The following is a 17,798-nucleotide window of genomic DNA, read 5'->3' on the forward strand; positions in this document are numbered from 1 at the left end:
ATAAACATCATGGCAAACATCGTCTTATGTCGTATCGATAGCCGTCTGATTCATGGACAAGTGGTGACCAAGTGGGTTGGACAATCTCAGGCCAACCGGATTGCGGTGGTCAGCGATGAGCTGGATGCCGATCCGTTTATGAAAAATATCTACCTGATGGCCGCGCCGCCGAACATCAAAGTGGATTGTTTTGGTAACCAAAGTTTTGCGGCTGCCTGGAAAGAAAACCAGCTTGGTGACGGCAAAGTGCTGGTGCTGTTCCCCTCTCTGGCGGCGGTTCAGGAAGCGGTCCAGTTGGGGTTTGACGTCACTACCATTCAGGTCGGTGGGCTGGGCGGTGGGCCAAACCGCAAAGCGGTATTCCAGAACATTACGCTGGATGAAAAAGACGTCGGCATTCTGAGCGACCTGAAAAATCGTGGGATTCAGGTGTTCTTCCAGACCATCCCGGAAGATAAGCCGCAGTCGCTGGACGATATCCTGAAAAAATTCTAACTCTTTGATAACAGGGTAACTAATTATGGATACTTTAGTCTTCGCAAGCCTGATGGGGTTGTATTACTGGTTTGCCCGTTTACGCCTTGGCTACACCTTCTCCGCGATGCTGCTGCAACCGGTGGTGATTGCCGTATTCGTTGGCCTGCTGTTAGGCAACATGGAAACGGCGATGATCATTGGTGCAGGTATGCAGCTGGTTTACCTCGGCGTGACCTCCACGCCGGGTGGTAATGTGCCCTCTGATCCAGCGCTGGCCGCCTGTATTTCAATTCCTATCGCCGTGAAGGCCGGAATGGATCCGAACCTGGCTATCGCGCTGGCGATCCCATTTGGCGTCATCGGCGTATTCCTCGACCAGCTGCGCCGCACGTTAAACGCGGCATGGGTACATATGGCCGACAAACATGCGGAAACGGCCAACATGGCGGGTATCATGCGCTGTGCGTTCCTCTACCCGGCGTTGCTTGGGCTGGTGCTGCGTTTCCCGGTGGTTTTCGCCGCCAACTATTTTGGTCAGGATGTGGTGGAAAGCTTCCTCAAGCTGATGCCGCACTGGCTGACGCACTCCTTTGAAATTATGGGCGGCATTCTGCCAGCGCTGGGCTTCGCCATCACCATTATGGTGATCGGTAAAAAGAGCCTGCTGCCGTGGTTTATCGGCGGATTCTTCGCAGTGCTGTACCTGAAGGTGGACATCATGGCGATGGCAATCTTTGGTACCTGCGTGGCCTTCCTGATTAAAGGTCTGGCGAAAAATGAAGGAGCAGCATGATGAGCAGCGACGTAATGCAACATGAACTGGTGGAGCGTGCGCGTGAAAGCGGCACGCTGACCAAAGCCGATATCACCAAAGCCTGGTTTATCTACTGGCTGGGTGCAGAAGTTTCCAGCTCCTATGAGCGTTTGCAGAGCCTGATTTTCTGCGCCTCGATGACGCCGATCATCAAAAAGCTCTATCCGCAAAAAGAGGAACAGGTAGAAGCGCTGAAACGCCATCTGAACTTCTTCAACTCAGAGCAGACGTTCGGGGCGGTAATTCAGGGGATCTCCATTGCGATGGAGGAGCAGAAAACGCGCGGTGAGCCGATCAGCGACGCATCCATCACCGGGATAAAAACGGGCTTGATGGGGCCGCTGGCCGGGATGGGAGACTCGATCATCTGGGCCGCCGTGATGCCGCTGCTAATTGCCATTTTCATCCCGTTTGCCGCCAATGGCAGCGCGATGGGCGGAATTGTGCCGTTAATTCTCTATCCTGCTATTACGCTGGCAATCAGCTATGGCATGGTGCACAAAGGCTATACGCTGGGGCGTGACTCGATAATTGGTCTGCTGCAGGGAGGGCGAATAAAGGAGCTTATCTACGGCGCGAACGTGCTGGGCCTGATCATGATGGGGGCGCTGTCGGCAAGCTACGTCAAGATCACCACGCCGTTAAAACTCAGCGCCCTGAAAGGTTCTGAAGTGGTGGTTCAGCAAATCCTCGACTCTATTGCTCCCGGTCTGTTGCCGCTGGCGGCGGTGTTCGCCATCTACTTCTATCTGGTGAAGAAAGGACCGCGTTACACCACCATTTTGCTGTCGATTGTCGCGCTCAGCGTGGTCTGTTCGCTGCTGGGAGTGTTGTAAGCCATGACACAGAATATCTATCAACAACTGGGGCTAAAACAGGTGATTAACGCCTGCGGCAAGATGACGATTCTGGGCGTTTCCAGCGTCGCGCCGGAAGTGATGCAGGCCACCGCACGAGCAGCGTCGACCTTTGTTGAAATTGACCGGCTGGTGGACCGTACCGGTCAATTGGTTTCCCGCTACACCGGCGCGGAGGACAGCTATGTTACTTCGTGCGCCTCGGCGGGTATTGCGATTGCCGTTGCCGCCGCCATTACCCGCGGTGACCAGGCTAGTGTCACGATGATGCCGGACAGCGCGGGTATGGCCAATGAAGTGGTCATGCTGCGTGGGCATAACGTGGACTATGGGGCGCCGATCACCAGCGCGATTCGCTTAGGGGGAGGACGCGTGGTGGAGGTTGGCTCGAGTAATCTGGCGGCCCGCTGGCAGCTGGAGAGCGCGATTACCGACAACACCGCCGCGCTGCTGTATGTGAAATCGCACCACTGCGTGCAGAAAGGCATGTTGAACATTGCGGACTTCGTACAGGTTGCGCAGGTTCACAATCTGCCGCTGATTGTCGATGCCGCCGCCGAGGAAGACTTACACGCCTGGGTGGCGAGCGGGGCGGATATGGTGGTCTACAGCGGGGCAAAAGCCTTTAATGCGCCGACCTCCGGGTTTATCACCGGGAAAAAACAATGGATTGCGGCGTGTAAAGCGCAGCACCACGGAATTGCCCGGGCGATGAAGATCGGCAAAGAGAATATGGTCGGGCTGGTGTATGCCCTGGAAAACTATCATCAGGGGCAAACAAGCGTTACCGCCGAAGAACTGCAACCGGTCGCGCAGGCGATTTCAGCGATTCACGGACTGAAGGCGGATATTGAGCAGGACGAAGCCGGACGCGCCATCTGGCGGGTTCGTATTCAGGTGAACGCGCAGGCGTTGGGACTGGATGCATACGCCGTAGAAGCACAGCTGCGTGGGGGCGATATTGCGATTTACGCGCGTCGTTATAACCTTCACCAGGGTGTCTTTAGTCTCGATCCGCGTACGGTCGCAGAAGGGGAAATGGCGCTGATCGTGGCGCGATTAAAGGAGATTGCAGAGCATGCAGCAGATTAATTTTTATCGTAATAAAGTGGCGATTAACGTACTGGCGAAGGATATCGCCAATGCGCGGGAAATCTATGATGCCGCTGAAGGCCATGCGGTGATCGGCATCCTTTCCGCACAGTTTGCCTCGGTTGAGGAAGGGGTTGTCGAAGTGAAGCGTTGGATGGCTGAAGTGCCGTCAATTTCCGTAGGGCTTGGGGCGGGCGACCCGGCGCAGTATTACAAAGCGGCCATGATTGCCTCACGGATCCATCCGGCACACGTCAACCAGACTTTTACCGGCTGTGGTTTTGCGGCAGGCGCGCTGGCCGCAACGGGCGGTGAACAGACCCATATCAACGCGTTAGTCAGTCCCACGGGCACGCCGGGGGAAGTGTTGATCTCGACCGGGGTCAGCAGCAGCCAGGGCACGCCAGCCCGCGTTTCCTGCGATGCCGCAGTGCGCATGATGCTGGACTCTGGCGCGCATGCGGCGAAGTTCTTCCCGATGGGCGGTGAGAAATCGTTGCCTGAGCTGTACGCGCTGGCGACGACCGCGGCGCGCAACGGCATGACGCTGATTGAACCGACCGGCGGTATCTCGCTGGATAACTTCGGCATTATCCTGCAAACCTGCCTCGAGGCGGGCGTACCGCGGGTCATGCCGCATGTGTACAGCTCGATTATCGACTCGCAAACCGGCAATACCCGGCCTGAAGATGTCGCCAGGATGATGGAGATAGTCAAAACCCTGGTGTGAGGCGCCATCGTTGGATAGCGAAAAGAGAATGCCCGGAGAAGCTCACGCTTACCGGGCATTTTTGCGAATATCATTCATGAAAAATGAATGCATTGCAGAAGTATGTATTTATCCGTCAAAACGCCTCGCAGATAGAAAAGTTCTCTGATGTTGTGTGCGCCACTGGCGAGTAATGTCCCGTCATCTTGTTCTTCTTGTGACGGATCGCCATGCAAAAACCAATAACCTCTACGCCGCATGATGCGGTATTTAAAAAGTTCCTGGGCCATCCAGATACGGCACGGGATTTTCTTGATACCTATCTTCCGGCGTCATTACATGAGCTTTGCGATCTGGACACACTGAAGCTGGAACCCGGGAGTTTTATTGAAGAAGATTTGCGTGCGTGTTATTCCGATGTGCTGTGGTCGCTGAAAACGACATCGGGTAAAGGCTATATCTATGCGTTGATTGAGCACCAAAGCTCGCCAGATGCTCGTATGGCATTCCGGATGATGCGTTATGCCATTGCTGCGATGCAGAAACATCTTGATGCAGGACACAAAACACTGCCGCTGGTGGTGCCGATACTTTTTTATCATGGCGTTGACAGCCCGTATCCGTACTCGCTGTGTTGGTTGGATGAATTTGATGATCCACAAACCGCGCGGCACCTTTATGGTGCGGCCTTCCCGCTGGTAGACATCACGGTGGTGTCTGATGATGAGATTATGCAGCATCGGCGGATGGCGCTACTTGAGCTCGTCCAGAAGCATATACGTGAACGTGACCTGATGGTGCTGGTGGATAACCTGGTTGCTCTGCTGGTTAAGGGATTTGCTAATGACAGCCAGGTAGAAACGCTATTTAATTATCTGATGCAGTCTGGCAGCGCACCGCGTTTCGAGACGTTTATTCGCGAGGTGGCTTTACGCGTTCCCCAACACAAGGAGAGATTAATGACTATTGCAGAATGTTTACGTGAATCGGGGCGAATAACGGGTTTGTTAGAGGGCAAACTCGAAGGCAAACAAGACGAAGCGTTGCGGATAGCCCATGCCATGCTGGAGAAGGGGATCGATCGTGAACTGGTGCTAATTATCACCGGGCTTTCAAGTGATGAACTAATGGCATCTTCCGACTAATTTATCTTTTTCCCGTTATGCTTTTTTCTTCTTGCTGATGCTTTTTCGTTTTTTAAACCGCAGCGGCCTTGCCGCTATAGTCATTTCATTACTCATCAGGCGGTTATTAAAAAAGGATAAAACGTGAAACTGAAGATACCTCATTTTGGGGCCGGGGCGGCAGTATTGCTGGCGGGATTATTGCTGGCAGGATGCGATCAGCAGAGCAGCGATGCGAAGCATATCAAAGTCGGCGTAATTAACGGCGCAGAGCAGGATGTGGCGGAAGTTGCGAAGAAAGTGGCTAAAGAAAAATATGGCCTGGAGGTGGAGCTGGTAGGGTTTAGCGGTTCCCTGTTGCCCAACGATGCCACTAATCATGGTGAGCTGGATGCCAACGTCTTCCAGCATCGTCCGTTCCTCGAACAAGATAATAAAGCACACGACTATAAGCTGGTTGCGGTGGGCAATACCTTTGTGTTCCCGATGGCAGGGTATTCGAAGAAAATCAAAACCGTCGCTGAACTAAAAGACGGTGCAACGATTGCGATACCTAACGATCCCACAAACCTCGGGCGGGCGCTGTTGCTGCTGCAAAAAGAGAAGTTAATTACGCTGAAAGCGGATACCGGCCTGCTGCCAACAGCGTTGGATATCACTGATAATCCGCGGCATCTGAAAATTATGGAACTGGAAGGCGCGCAGTTGCCGCGCGTATTGGACGATCAGAAAGTGGATGTAGCGATTATCAGTACCACCTACATCCAGCAAACCGGTCTTTCCCCGGTACATGACAGCGTATTTATCGAAGACAAAAACTCACCGTACGTGAACATCCTGGTGGCGCGAGAAGACAACAAAGATGCCGAGAATGTGAAAGAATTCCTGCAATCTTATCAGTCACCGGAAGTGGCGAAAGCGGCTGAGAAAATCTTTAACGGCGGCGCGGTTCCGGGTTGGTAATCTCCCCGTTGCCGCGCCGTTCGGGGCTATACCGTTCTGGCGCGGCGGCGGGAGTCCATGGAAATCAGCACCACTGAAGAGAGGATCAGCAGTGTGCCCAGCCAGTCGGGAAGGGTAAATGTAATCCCCAGCAACAACAGTGATAGCAGGGCGCTGCTCAACGGTTCCGCACAGCTTAAAATGCTCGCCTTCGGCCCGCCAATCATCTGTGCACCTTTCAGGTACAGGCTAAACGTCAGCGACGTGCCGATCACCACCAGATAGAAAAACGCCAGAATCAAACTGCCATTCACCACGAAATTAGTGCCCTGTCCGGCATAAAACGGCAGCAGGATCATGCCGCCGATTAACATACTCCAGCCGACGACCGGCAGCGTGCCGTAGCGCGCGATAAGCGTAGAGGGATACGTGGTGTAGAACGCGGCGGCAAACGCTGAGGCAATCCCCCAGAACAGCGCGGCAGGTGAAATGGACAGCGATGTCGGGTTGCCGTGAGTCACCAGCAGGAACGTGCCGAGAAGTGAGGTCAGAATGGCCGTTAGCACTAAAATCCCCGGTCGTGCTTTGCGCACCACGGAAAACCACGCCACGATAATGGTCGGTGACAAAAATTGCAGCACCGTCGCGGTAGCGGCGTTGGATTTTTCAATGGTCAGCAGAAAGGTGAGCTGTACGGTGAGCGCCCCGACCACGGAAAAAATGAGCAGGCTGATGGCGTCTTTGCGGTTTTTGATAATAGAGAACACTTTGTCGCCGTGAACGAAAGAGAGCATCAGCAGAATCAGCCCGGCGAAAATCAGACGTGTCATGGTCAGAAACTGCGACGACATCTGACTTTGCTCCATGATGTACTGCGCGCAAACGCCTGAACTTCCCCACAATACGGCGGCAATCAGGACGTTCATCATCCCTCTTCTGGTGGAACTCATCTTTCCCTCGGCATGTTGTTTTGTCTTATTTGTGTGCAGGCATCATAGCAGAGATAGTGAAGCGAGTGAGACATGACTGTCGAAGCCCCCCATGCGGCAGGGGGGCTTCGGCAGTTATTTTATGGCGCAATCGGCGTCAGATAATCCAGCCGTAGCAGTTTGGCCTTTAGTACCGCAATAATGAAAATCACCCCAGTGTCAGGCATGTTAAAACCCCTCCAGCACAATCTTGCCGACCGAACGACCGGTTTCAATTTGCGCGTGGGCTTTTTGCAGATTTGCTGCAGTGATAGCGCCAAAATGCTCGCCCAGCGTGGTGCGGAGGGTGTTGCTGTCGATCAGCAGTGCCACGCGGGTCAAAAGCTGGTGTTGCGCGATGATATCGTGGGTGGTAAACATCGAACGGGTAAACATAAATTCCCAGTGCAGCGAAATGCTTTTGGCCTTCAGCGGACGGGCATCGAGGAATTCAGGATCGTCAATCAACGCCAGTTTGCCCTGCGGTGCCAGGGCGGCAATAATTTGTTGGTAGTGCTGCTCGGTATTGTTCAGGCTGGCAACGTGCGTCACCTCTTTAATGCCTATCCGTGCCAGCTCTTCCGTCAACGGCTTGCTGTGGTCAATCACATGATGAGCGCCCGCTTCACGAACCCATTTCTGGCTCTGCGGACGTGATGCCGTACCGATGACGGTCATTTTGGTCAGCTTACTGGCCAGTTGCGTCAGGATAGAACCGACGCCGCCAGCCGCGCCAACGATCAGTAACACATCATCTTCATTGCCGTTTTCCTCAACGCCCAGACGGTCAAACAGCATTTCCCAGGCGGTGATCGCGGTCAGCGGCAGCGCCGCCGCAGAGGCATTATCCAGTGATTGCGGCTTCAGCGCGGTAATACGTTCATCAACCAGCTGAAATTCACTGTTACTGCCAGCGCGACCCAGCGCACCGGCGTACCAGACTTCATCGCCCGGTGAGAACAGGGTGACGGCTTCACCCACGGATTTCACCACGCCCACGGCATCCCAGCCCAGCACGCGCGGCACATCAGCGTTAAAACCCTCGCGAACCTTGGTATCAACGGGGTTGACGGAAATGGCCTTCACTTCAACCAGCAGATCGTGCCCGGTGGCAACCGGCACGGGCAGGTCAATCTCTTGTAAAAATTCAATATTATTGCCGTCGGTCGCGGCGCGGGTAATAGCGATGGCTTTCATCATCTCTCCGGTTCAGAAACCTTATCTGTGTTGAATAATTCGATGGTAAACCGGCAGCAGAACGGGAAAAATAGCCCCACGGCGACAGGACTTATACTCGGGGAGTGAAAATGTTCCGGCTTGAAGATCTCACGTTGTTTGTCCGCGCCGCGGCGCTGAATAGTTTTAGCGATGCTGCGCGCGAAGTCGGCGTTCAGCCTGCTCAGGTTAGCTCAGCCATCAAGCGTCTGGAGTCGACGTTGGCTATCCGTTTGTTCGCCCGCTCCACGCGCAGCCTGCGCCTGACGCCCGAAGGCGAGGTCTGGCTACCCTATGCCCGCCAGATGCTGGACGTGATGCATGCCGGGCTGCAAAAAATTCAGACCCCGGAAGATGAAGTGTCAGGCACGCTGCAAATTGCCGTGCCTTCCGATCTCGGCCGTAACCTGCTGTTGCCGGTCTTTCAGTCATTTCGACGCCGCTATCCCGCGCTGCGCCTGCGGATTTTTTTCTCCGACCAGGTGACGGATGTCTTTAAAGATCCCGTCGATGTTGCGTTTCGCTATGGCAACACCGAAGACGCGTCTTACATTGCACTGCCCGTGGCGCCGGGGAACCGACGCGTGCTGGTGGCCTCACCGGAATGGGTGGTGCAAAACGGCGCGCCGCAAAGCCCGGGTGACTTAGCGCAGCTCAACGCCATGACCTTCGTCTTGCGCGGACGTCTGCACGATCGCTGGACGTTTACGCGAAACGGTGAGGTCAGCAGCGTGCAGGTTAACGGCACCATAATGAGCGACGATGCGGAAGTGATCCGCCGCCTGGCGATTACCGGCGAGGGTGTGGCATATAAGTCGTGGCTGGATGTCAGCGAGGATGTACGTGATGGTCGATTACAACTGCTGATGCCGGATTATCAGGGAGAGACAGTCCCGCTGAATATGATTTGCCCGCATAGGAAGCAGCTTTCAACGGCGGTCCGTCTGCTGCACGACGCGGTGAAGGCGCGGTGTGAAATGCTGGCGCAAAACTAATATGCGCCAGCAATTTTATTGCGTCGTTAATCAGTCTTTTTTCGCCGCGTTGGCAAAGAAGATATCAGACTGAATGTCTTTAGTGCGGATGGTAAACAGCTGATTAGTCAGATCTTCCGTCAGCTTCTCGGCGTCAGCCATGATGCGAAGGTTGAAGTCATTCAGCATCTTATCGGCGGCAGGTTTATCGGTTTTCGCCATTTTCAGATACTCTGCTTCGACCTCTTTTTGCTCCTTCGCCACTTTGTCTTCCCACGCTTTGTAGGCTTTTTTGACGATTGGCGCGAGCTTCGGATAATCGGTCATGGTCAGCGTTTGTAATTTACGATATTTCCAGTAGATAGACTGATCGTCCGCTTTATCGGTACCCATCGTATAGTTAGCCGGATACGCTTTCAGGCCGCTGTAGTACGGAACAAAGGCGGTGAGGTCGGCCATACCCAGGCCAATGTAGGTCGTTTCACCAATCTCTTTTGGCAACCACGGACGAACCTGCATAACGTGCGCTTCATAGGTGCGGAAGACGCTGACCGGACGCCACGGCTCTTTGCCGTTCAGACCGTTGGTGTAGGGGTCATGGCTGGTGCCTTCGTAATGGTTACGCAGTACGGCCTTCACATCGTCCAGCGTCATTTTCTTCTCTGGCGTCATGAAGACCGGGAATTCACGTCCTTTGGCCATATCCTGGTTTACGGAAGGATTGAACTCTTTCTGGATGGTCCATACGCGAGGGTCGTTATACGTGCGGTCACGTTCGTCATCACGGGTATAGGCTTTGGAGAAGTTGAATTTACCGTCTTTTGCCGGTTCGTACAGACCTTTTTCGGTCGCAAATTGGAGCAGGTTTTTTGACGCCATCATGTCAGGGTTTTTCGGATCGTAATCCTGTAAACGCCCCTGATTGCCGGTGGCAAAATACTGGTTATTCGGCAGGCGCTGTGCCATCCACTGATGGCCGCTGCCGGTTTCCAGATACCAGATCTCGTTATCGTCGACGACGGCAACGCCAAAGCCTTCACCTGCGCCGACGGTCTCAACGATATGACCCAGCAGCGCCACGGCTTCACGCGCGGTTTTACTCTGCGACAGCAGAATATCCGGAATATCGTCTTCGGTGATCCCTTTATCCTCAACGTACGGGTCGGCGGCCAGCGCTTTTGGTGAGGCAAAAATAGATTCTGTGCCGCTCACGCCAACGCCCAGCTCGTTAAATCCGGTCGCGCCGTGCAACTGGGTTTTCCAGTTTGGAACAGTGGTATAACGCAGAGAGTTTTTGGGTAGCGGCCAGGTAAAGTCATTCGCACCGTTATGTGCTTTGGTGCTGTATACCCCGGTCTGATTCTGTTTTGCCGGGTGAATGACAAAATGCTGTGCTTTCAGGGCATCACTGTCAGCGCTACGCGCTACCAGCATGGAGCCGTCCGCTGATGCTTCGTTACCGACCAGCAGGGTCGTACAAGCAAAACCTGATGAAACAACGGCCAAATTTATAGAAAGTGCAATCAGGCACTTTTTAAAAGTAAACATTACGTATCCCTCATATGTACGCCAAAAATACACCGGAAACACACCGTTTCCTGAAATGCGATAACGCCTGAACCTTCAGACATTGCTCGCGAGAGAGATAAACGCCCCTGCCCACGCCTTCTCCAAATATCCATCCGTAGATTGAAGTCTTCTGGACAAAATAAAACGCCCGTTTCGCTTAATTATTACGCAATGGATATCGTGATATTCAGGATGTTTCCTGATTCGGGGAAAAGAATAGCAATGGGATATGAATGGATTCAGTGACCCATGTCGCGTAAGTCGATGATGACAAATATGAATTCCTGCGTGAGGGCACCCTTTTTGTATCCGGATATGACGTTACTTTTTACGGCAATACAGCGAAGGAACAGTGGAACTCGCTACTATCCACGCCCCTTTATACTCCTCCATGACCAGACTCAGGCGCTGTCCGGTTTCGCGATAAAAACTGGGCAAGGTCTCGTTGATATCGTCTTTATCGGCGGAGTCTGAGAAGGTTTTTACCAGTTGCGTTGACTGCAGCACGCGCGCGTCGTGGTGCTGGGTATAGGTAAAATAGATGTTTCTGCTAATACCTGTGACGTGACGCCCGTACAGTTTTCCGGTTAAGGTTGCCAGCCCCTGATGGTCGTACAACCGATACGACACCGTGCCGGTAAAGCGGTTGCTGCCAATATTCCACTCCACGTTACCGACGCAGTTCAATGGCCTGTCGGCGTAGCGTGAATACCATAACCAGGCGCCTGAACCCAGCATCAATACCACGCCGATCGCCAGCAGGATAAGATTGTGTATTTTGTTCATTTCCCGCGCATCCAGTAGTAATGAGTAGAACAAAACGCGTGAACATCTATCCGCGCATCCTTATCGCAGACAAAGGCCACCATCCTCTGTGCCCTACGGTAACCTGAAAGAAACACATGTTTGTTATATTCACAAAGATCGGGATGCGATTGCATCAGGCTGAAATAGCTTTCCAGATTGTGTTCATTCGGTGAGTAATAAATTTTACAGTTTTCCTGAGAGGGAATTTGCATAGAAACCGACACGAATTTACTAAACGGCATGACAGGGCGAGTCTGATACCAAACCAACCAGATAATCAGAGTAGTAATAATCACTCCGGTGGTTAAGAAAATGTTCCACCAGGGAATCGACGTTGCTACTTGCGGTGGAGAGGGTGTTACCTCGGGATTGTTGTTTTCCTTAATAAATGGTGCTAAGGGGGGCTCAGTTTGGGAATGAGTGATCGTCTCCACATGCGTATTCTCATTTAATCTGAGTCCACGCCGGGAAATAGTTTTGACTGTATCACGGGGCAACCCGACATCCGCCAGTGCATTGCGCAACGTCAAAATTGCCTGGTAAAAAGTATTGGTCGTCGTCACATTGTTTCTTTCTCCCCAACCTACTTTGAGCAGCGTGTTCTGAGAAACAATGTCACTTGCGTGAGTAATTAAATAGAGAAAACAGAGCGAGGCTGGGATCTGCAGTTGAATTGCTCGCCCGGTCTGTCGATTGACCAGGCTTTTGTTATCAGGATTAAATTCGACCAACTGGTTGATAAGGTACAATGCCCGGCCCTCAGTAACGAAAACGTCTCATATTTTGCATCAACATACCCATTTCATATTACATCTAAATGGATAAGACGCTTCTACCTTTGTACTTGATCAAAGATAAGAATTTTGTGTTTGATGGGTAAATCCTTTTAATACAATGAGTTATGGTATACATATCTTAGGTGATAATTAACTAAGGTAAAATAATGAGAATTAATTACAGGTTTATCTGATTAGTTATTATATTTATCCCACAACATCACAAAGGTTTCTGGTTTTTAGGAATTTTGTAATTTACTAAAATCATTTTTTAAGGTTTTGTTTTAGCAAATAGTGCTGTATTTACGTTTATCGTGATGTCTGGATTTGTGTATAAAACTCCTAATATATGGGTTATTAATCTGAGAGAAAACTTCGTAATACTTATCAACATAACGATGTTTACAGTTGGAGATTGTTTTTCTATAGGATTTTATAACATTTTCATCAATCGACTGTTATTAGCAGAAATGGAGTTCACCACGTGTCGGATTGACACATTTATTTACCGATGAAATATTTATGGAAAATAACAGGGGCATAGTTGATGAAGAGAAAGACGCTACAGAGTGTTCGTTGCATAAGCTGTGAATTATCCTGTGAATTATTTCCGGATGCTGCCGTACGTGCACAATATTGCCACCGAGCCGCTTTTGCTGTCTGGCCAGAGGGTAATGATTATTTGAAAAAAGGCATTGTTGAAAAACTTTTACTTAATAATCACAACCATTTATCCCATGGATTTATTTTTATCGATTTTTCATTCCCGAATTTGCGCCTGTTCACCGATCCGCAATGGGTGGATCGCCTGACGCAGAGTGGTATGCATATTGTATTGATAGCGGACCGGATCCTGGCGCCGTTAGCCAATTACTGGTTATCGAAAAGCAATAAAATTCAAGGGATTATTTATTCCAATGATAGTGATGAAGTTCAACATCAGAAAATACGTCGCTTATTCCGGGGGCATCTCGCCAACAGCAAACGTGGGCGTTCATTAAATTATACGGAAATGGTATTACTCAAGCGATTTATTTCAGGGGTAAGTATTCAGCAAATTACCCGAATAGATAATATTGATGTTAAGAGAATATATGTCTACAAACTTCGACTTGAAGATAAGTTAGGCCTAAGTATTCATAAAATACTCTCTAACATTTTATAGCTGATTCTCATTTTTATTATTTCCACGTCATCGCGATGTGGTGGACGCCCTACGCCCGAAAGCAGGAGGCTATTATGAAAAAACCTAAGCATTACTCACGCATTGCTATAGCGGTATCAGCCGCGTTAACGTCAATGGTATTTTCAACCCACGCGGCCTGGATTGATATTGACAGTCTGCCTTCCAGTGGACTGGTGAGCAGCCTTTCGCCGGAATTGCAGGCTTTATTTCCTGCTCAGGCGAATGCCAGTTTCGCAAAAACCAGCGCCACGCCGAATTATGTTTATCAATGGAGTGCTGGCACCATTCCTGTTTATGGCAATGGGTTAACGCTCAATGGGCCAGGAGCAGAAGCCTTTGAGCACTCCATTACCGTTATTCAGAACAGCCAAACGGGAAGTCCGGGCGTTATTTTTGGCGATGACCTGACGATTTACACTAACTCAAAGAATTCCGCTGATAACGGTAAAAACGTTGATGGCATCCGTACACACGGTGCCAACACGCCGGATAATCCGGTCTTTATTATCACCGGGGATCGCACCAGCATCTACGTGGATGGTCTGGATGGTGACGGTATAAACGCTGGTTACAACGCAATTGGCCAGGGCTGGATAGGGTCGGCAAACATTTACGTCGGCGACGATCTGTATATCAAAACGACCGGAAATCAGGGGCGTGGTATCACCGCCAACGCGATGAGAGATGCCACGCTTGCCAAGAATACGATTATCGTCGGCGATCGTGCACACATTGTGACTACCGGCGTTGGTTCAGAGGGGATCCGTTCCGGGCAGAGCGGCTCGTCAATCCGCCTTGGGAATGATGCCACTATCGAGACATCGGGGGCCTCCTCAACAGGAATTTACGCCGCCTCATCTTCCAAAACGGAACTGGGCAATAACGCCACTATTTCGGTGAGCGGTGCCAGCGCCCATGCGGTCTATTCCACCAATGCAACGGTGAATCTGGGTGATAACGCGACGATTAACGTTAACAGCTCTACGAAGGCCGCCTCTTACAGCAAAGCGCCACGCGGTCTGTATGCGATTTCACGCGGCACGGTAAATCTTGGTGGCGGCGCTACTATTGCTATGGCGGGCGACCACAGCAATGAAAGCTACGCCATCAGCACAGAAACGGGCGGTATCGTCGATGGCTCTGCTGGCGGACGCTTCCTCATCGACGGCGATCTTCATGCTGCCGGAGCGACCGCAGCGACCAGCAGCCTGCCGCAGCAAAACAGTGCGATTAAGCTCAACATGACCGACAACTCGTTGTGGAGTGGGGCGTCATACATCACCAGCGTCACGGCCGGAACGGGGGTTATCTCGCTGCAAATGAGTGATGCAGTTTGGAATATGACCAACAGTTCCACGCTCACCGACCTAACGCTGAACAGCGGGGCGGTGGTGAACTTTAGGCATACTGACGGCGAACCGTGGCAGACGCTTACCATCAATGAAGATTACACCGGCAACGGCGGCACGCTGGTCTTTAATACCGTCCTCAATGACGATACCTCCGAAACCGATAAGCTGATTGTTCTCGGCAACACCACGGGTGACTCTTTTGTGGCGGTGAACAACATTGGCGGTACCGGGGCACAAACCGTTGAAGGGATTGAGATAATTGAAGTGGCTGGCAATTCTGACGGCAATTTTGAGAAGGCAAGCCGTATTGTTGCCGGTGCCTACGACTATAACGTTGTGCAGAAGGGCAACAACTGGTATCTGACCAGCTTTATTCCTGCTCCGCCGGATCCGGAAGACCCGGATCCGGTCGATCCGCATGACCCTGATCCTGTTGACCCAGACCCGGTCGATCCTGTGGACCCGATTATTCCTGAACCGGAAGAACCTGTAGCACCTCCGGTCACTGAGCAGCAGTACCGTCCGGAAGCGGGTAGCTATCTGGCGAACAACTACGCCGCTAACACGCTGTTTATGACCCGACTGCACGATCGTCTGGGCGAAACGCAGTACATCGACATGCTGACGGGCGAGAAAAAAGTCACCAGTATGTGGATGCGTAACGTCGGGGCGCATACCCGCTTTAAAGACGGCAGCGGGCAGTTAAAAACCCAAAGCAACAGCTATGTGTTGCAGTTAGGCGGCGATCTGGCGCAGTGGAGTTCCGACGGTCTCGACCGCTGGCACATTGGCGCAATGGCAGGCTATGCCAACAGCCAGAACCGCACGCAGTCCAGCCTGACCGGCTACCATTCACGTGGTCAAGTTACCGGTTACAGCGTGGGGCTGTACGGCACCTGGTATGCCAATGACGCAGACAAAACCGGCACCTACGTAGACACCTGGATGCTCTACAACTGGTTTGATAACAAAGTGATGGGCCAGGAGCAGGCGACAGAGAAATACAAATCCAGCGGGATAACCGCTTCGGTAGAAGCCGGTTACAGCTTCAAACTGGGTGAAAACGAGCGCAACAGCTACTGGCTGCAACCGAAAGCGCAGGTGGTGTGGATGGATGTGCAGGCCGACAGTCACCGCGAAGCGAATGGTACCCGTGTGAAGGATGATACCGATGGCAACCTGATGACCCGTCTGGGCGTGAAGGCCTTTATCAACGGTCACAACGCCATCGACGACGGTAAATCCCGTGAGTTCCAGCCGTTTGTTGAAGCCAACTGGATCCACAACACCCAGACCGCCAGTGTGAAGATGGACGATGTGAGCAATGACATGCGCGGCACGAAGAACATCGGCGAGCTGAAAGTCGGCGTTGAAGGGCAAATCACTCCGCGCCTCAACGTGTGGAGCAACGTGGCTCAACAGATCGGCGACAAAGGCTACAGCGATACCCGCGGTATGCTGGGCGTGAAATACAATTTCTGACGGGATTGTAAGTAACAGAAAAGCCGCTGATTAATAGGTCAGCGGCTTTATTTTTTGGGGAAGCGGTAGGTCGGATAAATGGCATCCGTCAATAAGGTTCAGTCATAAAGCCATTTACCCGCTTTTGCAGACTCTGCCAGCATGCGGAGTGTTAATGGCTGTGGCTCATCGTCATCTCTGCTACAGGTAAACATTGCATAAAGTATGAATGTCTCAATAGGCCAATATTTATAGAAATCGAAATTGGCGCAATCAACATTGAAAGTTGCAAAGTAAGCATCCATGATGTCTGCGCCCGTTTCACTGGCCCACACATAATCTCCCGTTGAAAGGCTGGTATCGAGAGTGACTGGCCAACGCTTTTTAAAGAATAAGCTGGGTTTATTAAATGTTTCATCGTACCAGGCGATGATATCATCATCACTTACCATAGCTTATCTTTACCTCTGGCTATGGTGTTATATTTAATTGTGACTTTGTATGAAATCTCAGTCACGTCATAAGCCATTATGACAATCCCCAATATTGGAATCCATCTTCCAACAAAAGCGCCCAGATTTGTTACATATGCAAATTTTAATCGTCTTATACTTCCTGTAGTTAGGGTGGGTAAACGTCTAGTTTCTATATTTAACCAATGTCGTAACTGAGAGCTCAGTGGTGATGTCCCTGCAGTTGCCCCTATCGGCTTATCTCTGGTTGCGATCGTAGGTTGACCAAGTAAAATTAGACCCAAGGTCATATAATCATTTACGCCAAATTGTTCACTTGTTTCATCCAGGAAAATCCAGAAAAGAAGTTCTCCTGCTGAAAGATTAGCAAACCCTCTGTAGAAATATGTACCGTTAAGCTCTTCGACAGTGTCCATATGATTTCACTTATTCGGTTATGCGTTCATTCCAGGCATCTGAATATTGAATGTTCCCATCGAGATAGTGCCAGGTGATTTTATCGTAACGTAGCTGTACTTGTTCTCTATGACCAACATTGATGACAGTTTTAGTGTCATGCATCATCGGTGTTACGGATACAACTTTAACCCCTTCGAGGAGCATGTTGTAGTACTCTACTTCCTGACCTGCATCATTGATCTCGTACCATTTGAATTCGGCCGATTGCAAGCTTTGCCCTGTGGCAACGGCTTTAAAAAGATAAGGGGAAGCGCTATCGAATTCCTTCTCAAAAATCAGTGCGCCGTGCACACGTGTGCCAGTAAGCTTTCCTGTGTTACCATCCGTTGGGATATAAAGGTTATGGCTAAACGATGTCACCTCGATTGAACGTTCGCGATTATTTACATCAACAGAACCCTTTATAGGTGCACCACCATCGTCTTTGAGCCAGAGATAAGCAGGAATTGCCATTTTAATAGTCCACTTTGTTAAAAAATAACATATAAAGGTTTTTACGATTGGTTTGCAATAGTAAAGGCATTAATAATAGATAAAAATAAA

18 protein-coding genes are annotated in these 17,798 nt (G+C 51.1%); 10 read left to right on the top strand and 8 right to left on the bottom strand.

What is annotated here, in order from left to right; all coding sequences use genetic code 11:
• The first annotated feature begins 9 nt into the window (after nt 1-9).
• The 7 genes from IB196_RS00205 to nlpA all read left to right on the top strand — a co-directional run bounded on the left by IB196_RS00205 (nt 10) and on the right by nlpA (nt 6,036).
• Nucleotides 10-495, top strand: a complete 486-nt coding sequence (locus IB196_RS00205) for a PTS system mannose/fructose/N-acetylgalactosamine-transporter subunit IIB (protein ID WP_003023959.1) — start codon at nt 10-12, stop codon at nt 493-495.
• Between the two features lie 25 nt (nt 496-520).
• Nucleotides 521-1,270: a PTS sugar transporter subunit IIC gene (locus tag IB196_RS00210; RefSeq protein WP_003023960.1), complete on the top strand. Its 750-nt coding sequence runs from the start codon at nt 521-523 to the stop codon at nt 1,268-1,270.
• Complete coding sequence (locus IB196_RS00215; protein ID WP_005121522.1) at nt 1,267-2,127, top strand: PTS system mannose/fructose/sorbose family transporter subunit IID; 861 nt, start codon at nt 1,267-1,269, stop codon at nt 2,125-2,127. The genes IB196_RS00210 and IB196_RS00215 overlap by 4 nt, the downstream gene beginning before the upstream one ends.
• Before the next feature lie 3 nt (nt 2,128-2,130).
• Nucleotides 2,131-3,240, top strand: a complete 1,110-nt coding sequence (gene dgaE / locus IB196_RS00220) for a D-glucosaminate-6-phosphate ammonia lyase (protein ID WP_040231534.1) — start codon at nt 2,131-2,133, stop codon at nt 3,238-3,240.
• Nucleotides 3,227-3,970: a 2-dehydro-3-deoxy-phosphogluconate aldolase gene (locus IB196_RS00225; protein WP_040231535.1), complete on the top strand. Its 744-nt coding sequence runs from the start codon at nt 3,227-3,229 to the stop codon at nt 3,968-3,970. The genes dgaE and IB196_RS00225 overlap by 14 nt, the downstream gene beginning before the upstream one ends.
• Before the next feature lie 209 nt (nt 3,971-4,179).
• Nucleotides 4,180-5,094 (top strand): Rpn family recombination-promoting nuclease/putative transposase, encoded by a 915-nt coding sequence (locus IB196_RS00230; RefSeq protein WP_149691898.1) that lies wholly within the window; start codon nt 4,180-4,182, stop codon nt 5,092-5,094.
• Between the two features lie 123 nt (nt 5,095-5,217).
• On the top strand, nt 5,218-6,036 hold the full coding sequence (nlpA, locus tag IB196_RS00235) for a lipoprotein NlpA (RefSeq protein ID WP_149691897.1): 819 nt from the start codon (nt 5,218-5,220) through the stop codon (nt 6,034-6,036).
• A gap of 26 nt (nt 6,037-6,062) precedes the next feature.
• Here the strand turns inward: nlpA and IB196_RS00240 are convergent, their stop codons facing one another.
• On the bottom strand, nt 6,063-6,965 hold the full coding sequence (locus IB196_RS00240) for a carboxylate/amino acid/amine transporter (RefSeq protein WP_188231949.1): 903 nt from the start codon (nt 6,963-6,965) through the stop codon (nt 6,063-6,065).
• Nucleotides 6,966-7,172: 207 nt separating this feature from the next.
• Complete coding sequence (locus IB196_RS00245; RefSeq protein ID WP_005121528.1) at nt 7,173-8,180, bottom strand: zinc-binding alcohol dehydrogenase family protein; 1,008 nt, start codon at nt 8,178-8,180, stop codon at nt 7,173-7,175.
• Nucleotides 8,181-8,290: 110 nt separating this feature from the next.
• Between IB196_RS00245 and IB196_RS00250 the strand changes: the two genes are divergently transcribed.
• On the top strand, nt 8,291-9,193 hold the full coding sequence (locus IB196_RS00250; RefSeq protein WP_040231542.1) for a LysR family transcriptional regulator: 903 nt from the start codon (nt 8,291-8,293) through the stop codon (nt 9,191-9,193).
• A 30-nt stretch (nt 9,194-9,223) separates the two neighbouring features.
• On the opposite strand, the gene IB196_RS00255 is transcribed toward IB196_RS00250, so the two are convergent.
• The 3 genes from IB196_RS00255 to IB196_RS00265 all read right to left on the bottom strand — a co-directional run bounded on the left by IB196_RS00255 (nt 9,224) and on the right by IB196_RS00265 (nt 12,297).
• Complete coding sequence (locus tag IB196_RS00255) at nt 9,224-10,720, bottom strand: C69 family dipeptidase (protein WP_188231950.1); 1,497 nt, start codon at nt 10,718-10,720, stop codon at nt 9,224-9,226.
• 342 nt (nt 10,721-11,062) lie between these two features.
• On the bottom strand, nt 11,063-11,527 hold the full coding sequence (locus tag IB196_RS00260; protein ID WP_005121533.1) for a hypothetical protein: 465 nt from the start codon (nt 11,525-11,527) through the stop codon (nt 11,063-11,065).
• Nucleotides 11,524-12,297 carry a winged helix-turn-helix domain-containing protein gene (locus IB196_RS00265; protein ID WP_005121534.1) on the bottom strand — a complete coding sequence of 258 codons (774 nt, stop codon included), beginning with the start codon at nt 12,295-12,297 and terminating at the stop codon, nt 11,524-11,526. Before IB196_RS00265 ends, IB196_RS00260 begins: the two co-directional genes overlap by 4 nt.
• 574 nt (nt 12,298-12,871) lie before the next feature.
• On the opposite strand from IB196_RS00265, the gene IB196_RS00270 reads away from it, so the two are divergent.
• Together IB196_RS00270 and misL are read left to right on the top strand one after the other, a co-directional pair.
• The gene (locus IB196_RS00270; RefSeq protein WP_005121535.1) at nt 12,872-13,489 is read left to right on the top strand and encodes a hypothetical protein; all 618 of its coding nucleotides are present in this window, start codon (nt 12,872-12,874) and stop codon (nt 13,487-13,489) included.
• 74 nt (nt 13,490-13,563) lie between these two features.
• Complete coding sequence (gene misL / locus IB196_RS00275) at nt 13,564-16,344, top strand: intestinal colonization autotransporter adhesin MisL (RefSeq protein WP_188231951.1); 2,781 nt, start codon at nt 13,564-13,566, stop codon at nt 16,342-16,344.
• 98 nt (nt 16,345-16,442) lie between these two features.
• On the opposite strand, the gene IB196_RS00280 is transcribed toward misL, so the two are convergent.
• The 3 genes from IB196_RS00280 to tssD are packed head-to-tail and all read right to left on the bottom strand — an operon-like array spanning nt 16,443 to nt 17,708.
• Complete coding sequence (locus IB196_RS00280) at nt 16,443-16,775, bottom strand: DUF1493 family protein (protein WP_040231546.1); 333 nt, start codon at nt 16,773-16,775, stop codon at nt 16,443-16,445.
• Nucleotides 16,769-17,212: an STM2901 family protein gene (locus IB196_RS00285; RefSeq protein ID WP_040231548.1), complete on the bottom strand. Its 444-nt coding sequence runs from the start codon at nt 17,210-17,212 to the stop codon at nt 16,769-16,771. Before IB196_RS00285 ends, IB196_RS00280 begins: the two co-directional genes overlap by 7 nt.
• 10 nt (nt 17,213-17,222) lie before the next feature.
• On the bottom strand, nt 17,223-17,708 hold the full coding sequence (tssD, locus tag IB196_RS00290; RefSeq protein WP_040231549.1) for a type VI secretion system tube protein TssD: 486 nt from the start codon (nt 17,706-17,708) through the stop codon (nt 17,223-17,225).
• Nucleotides 17,709-17,798: the final 90 nt, after the last annotated feature.

Origin of the sequence: Citrobacter sp. C6_1 (genome assembly GCF_014596835.2) — a bacterium.
GTDB classification, from domain to species: domain Bacteria; phylum Pseudomonadota; class Gammaproteobacteria; order Enterobacterales; family Enterobacteriaceae; genus Citrobacter; species Citrobacter pasteurii.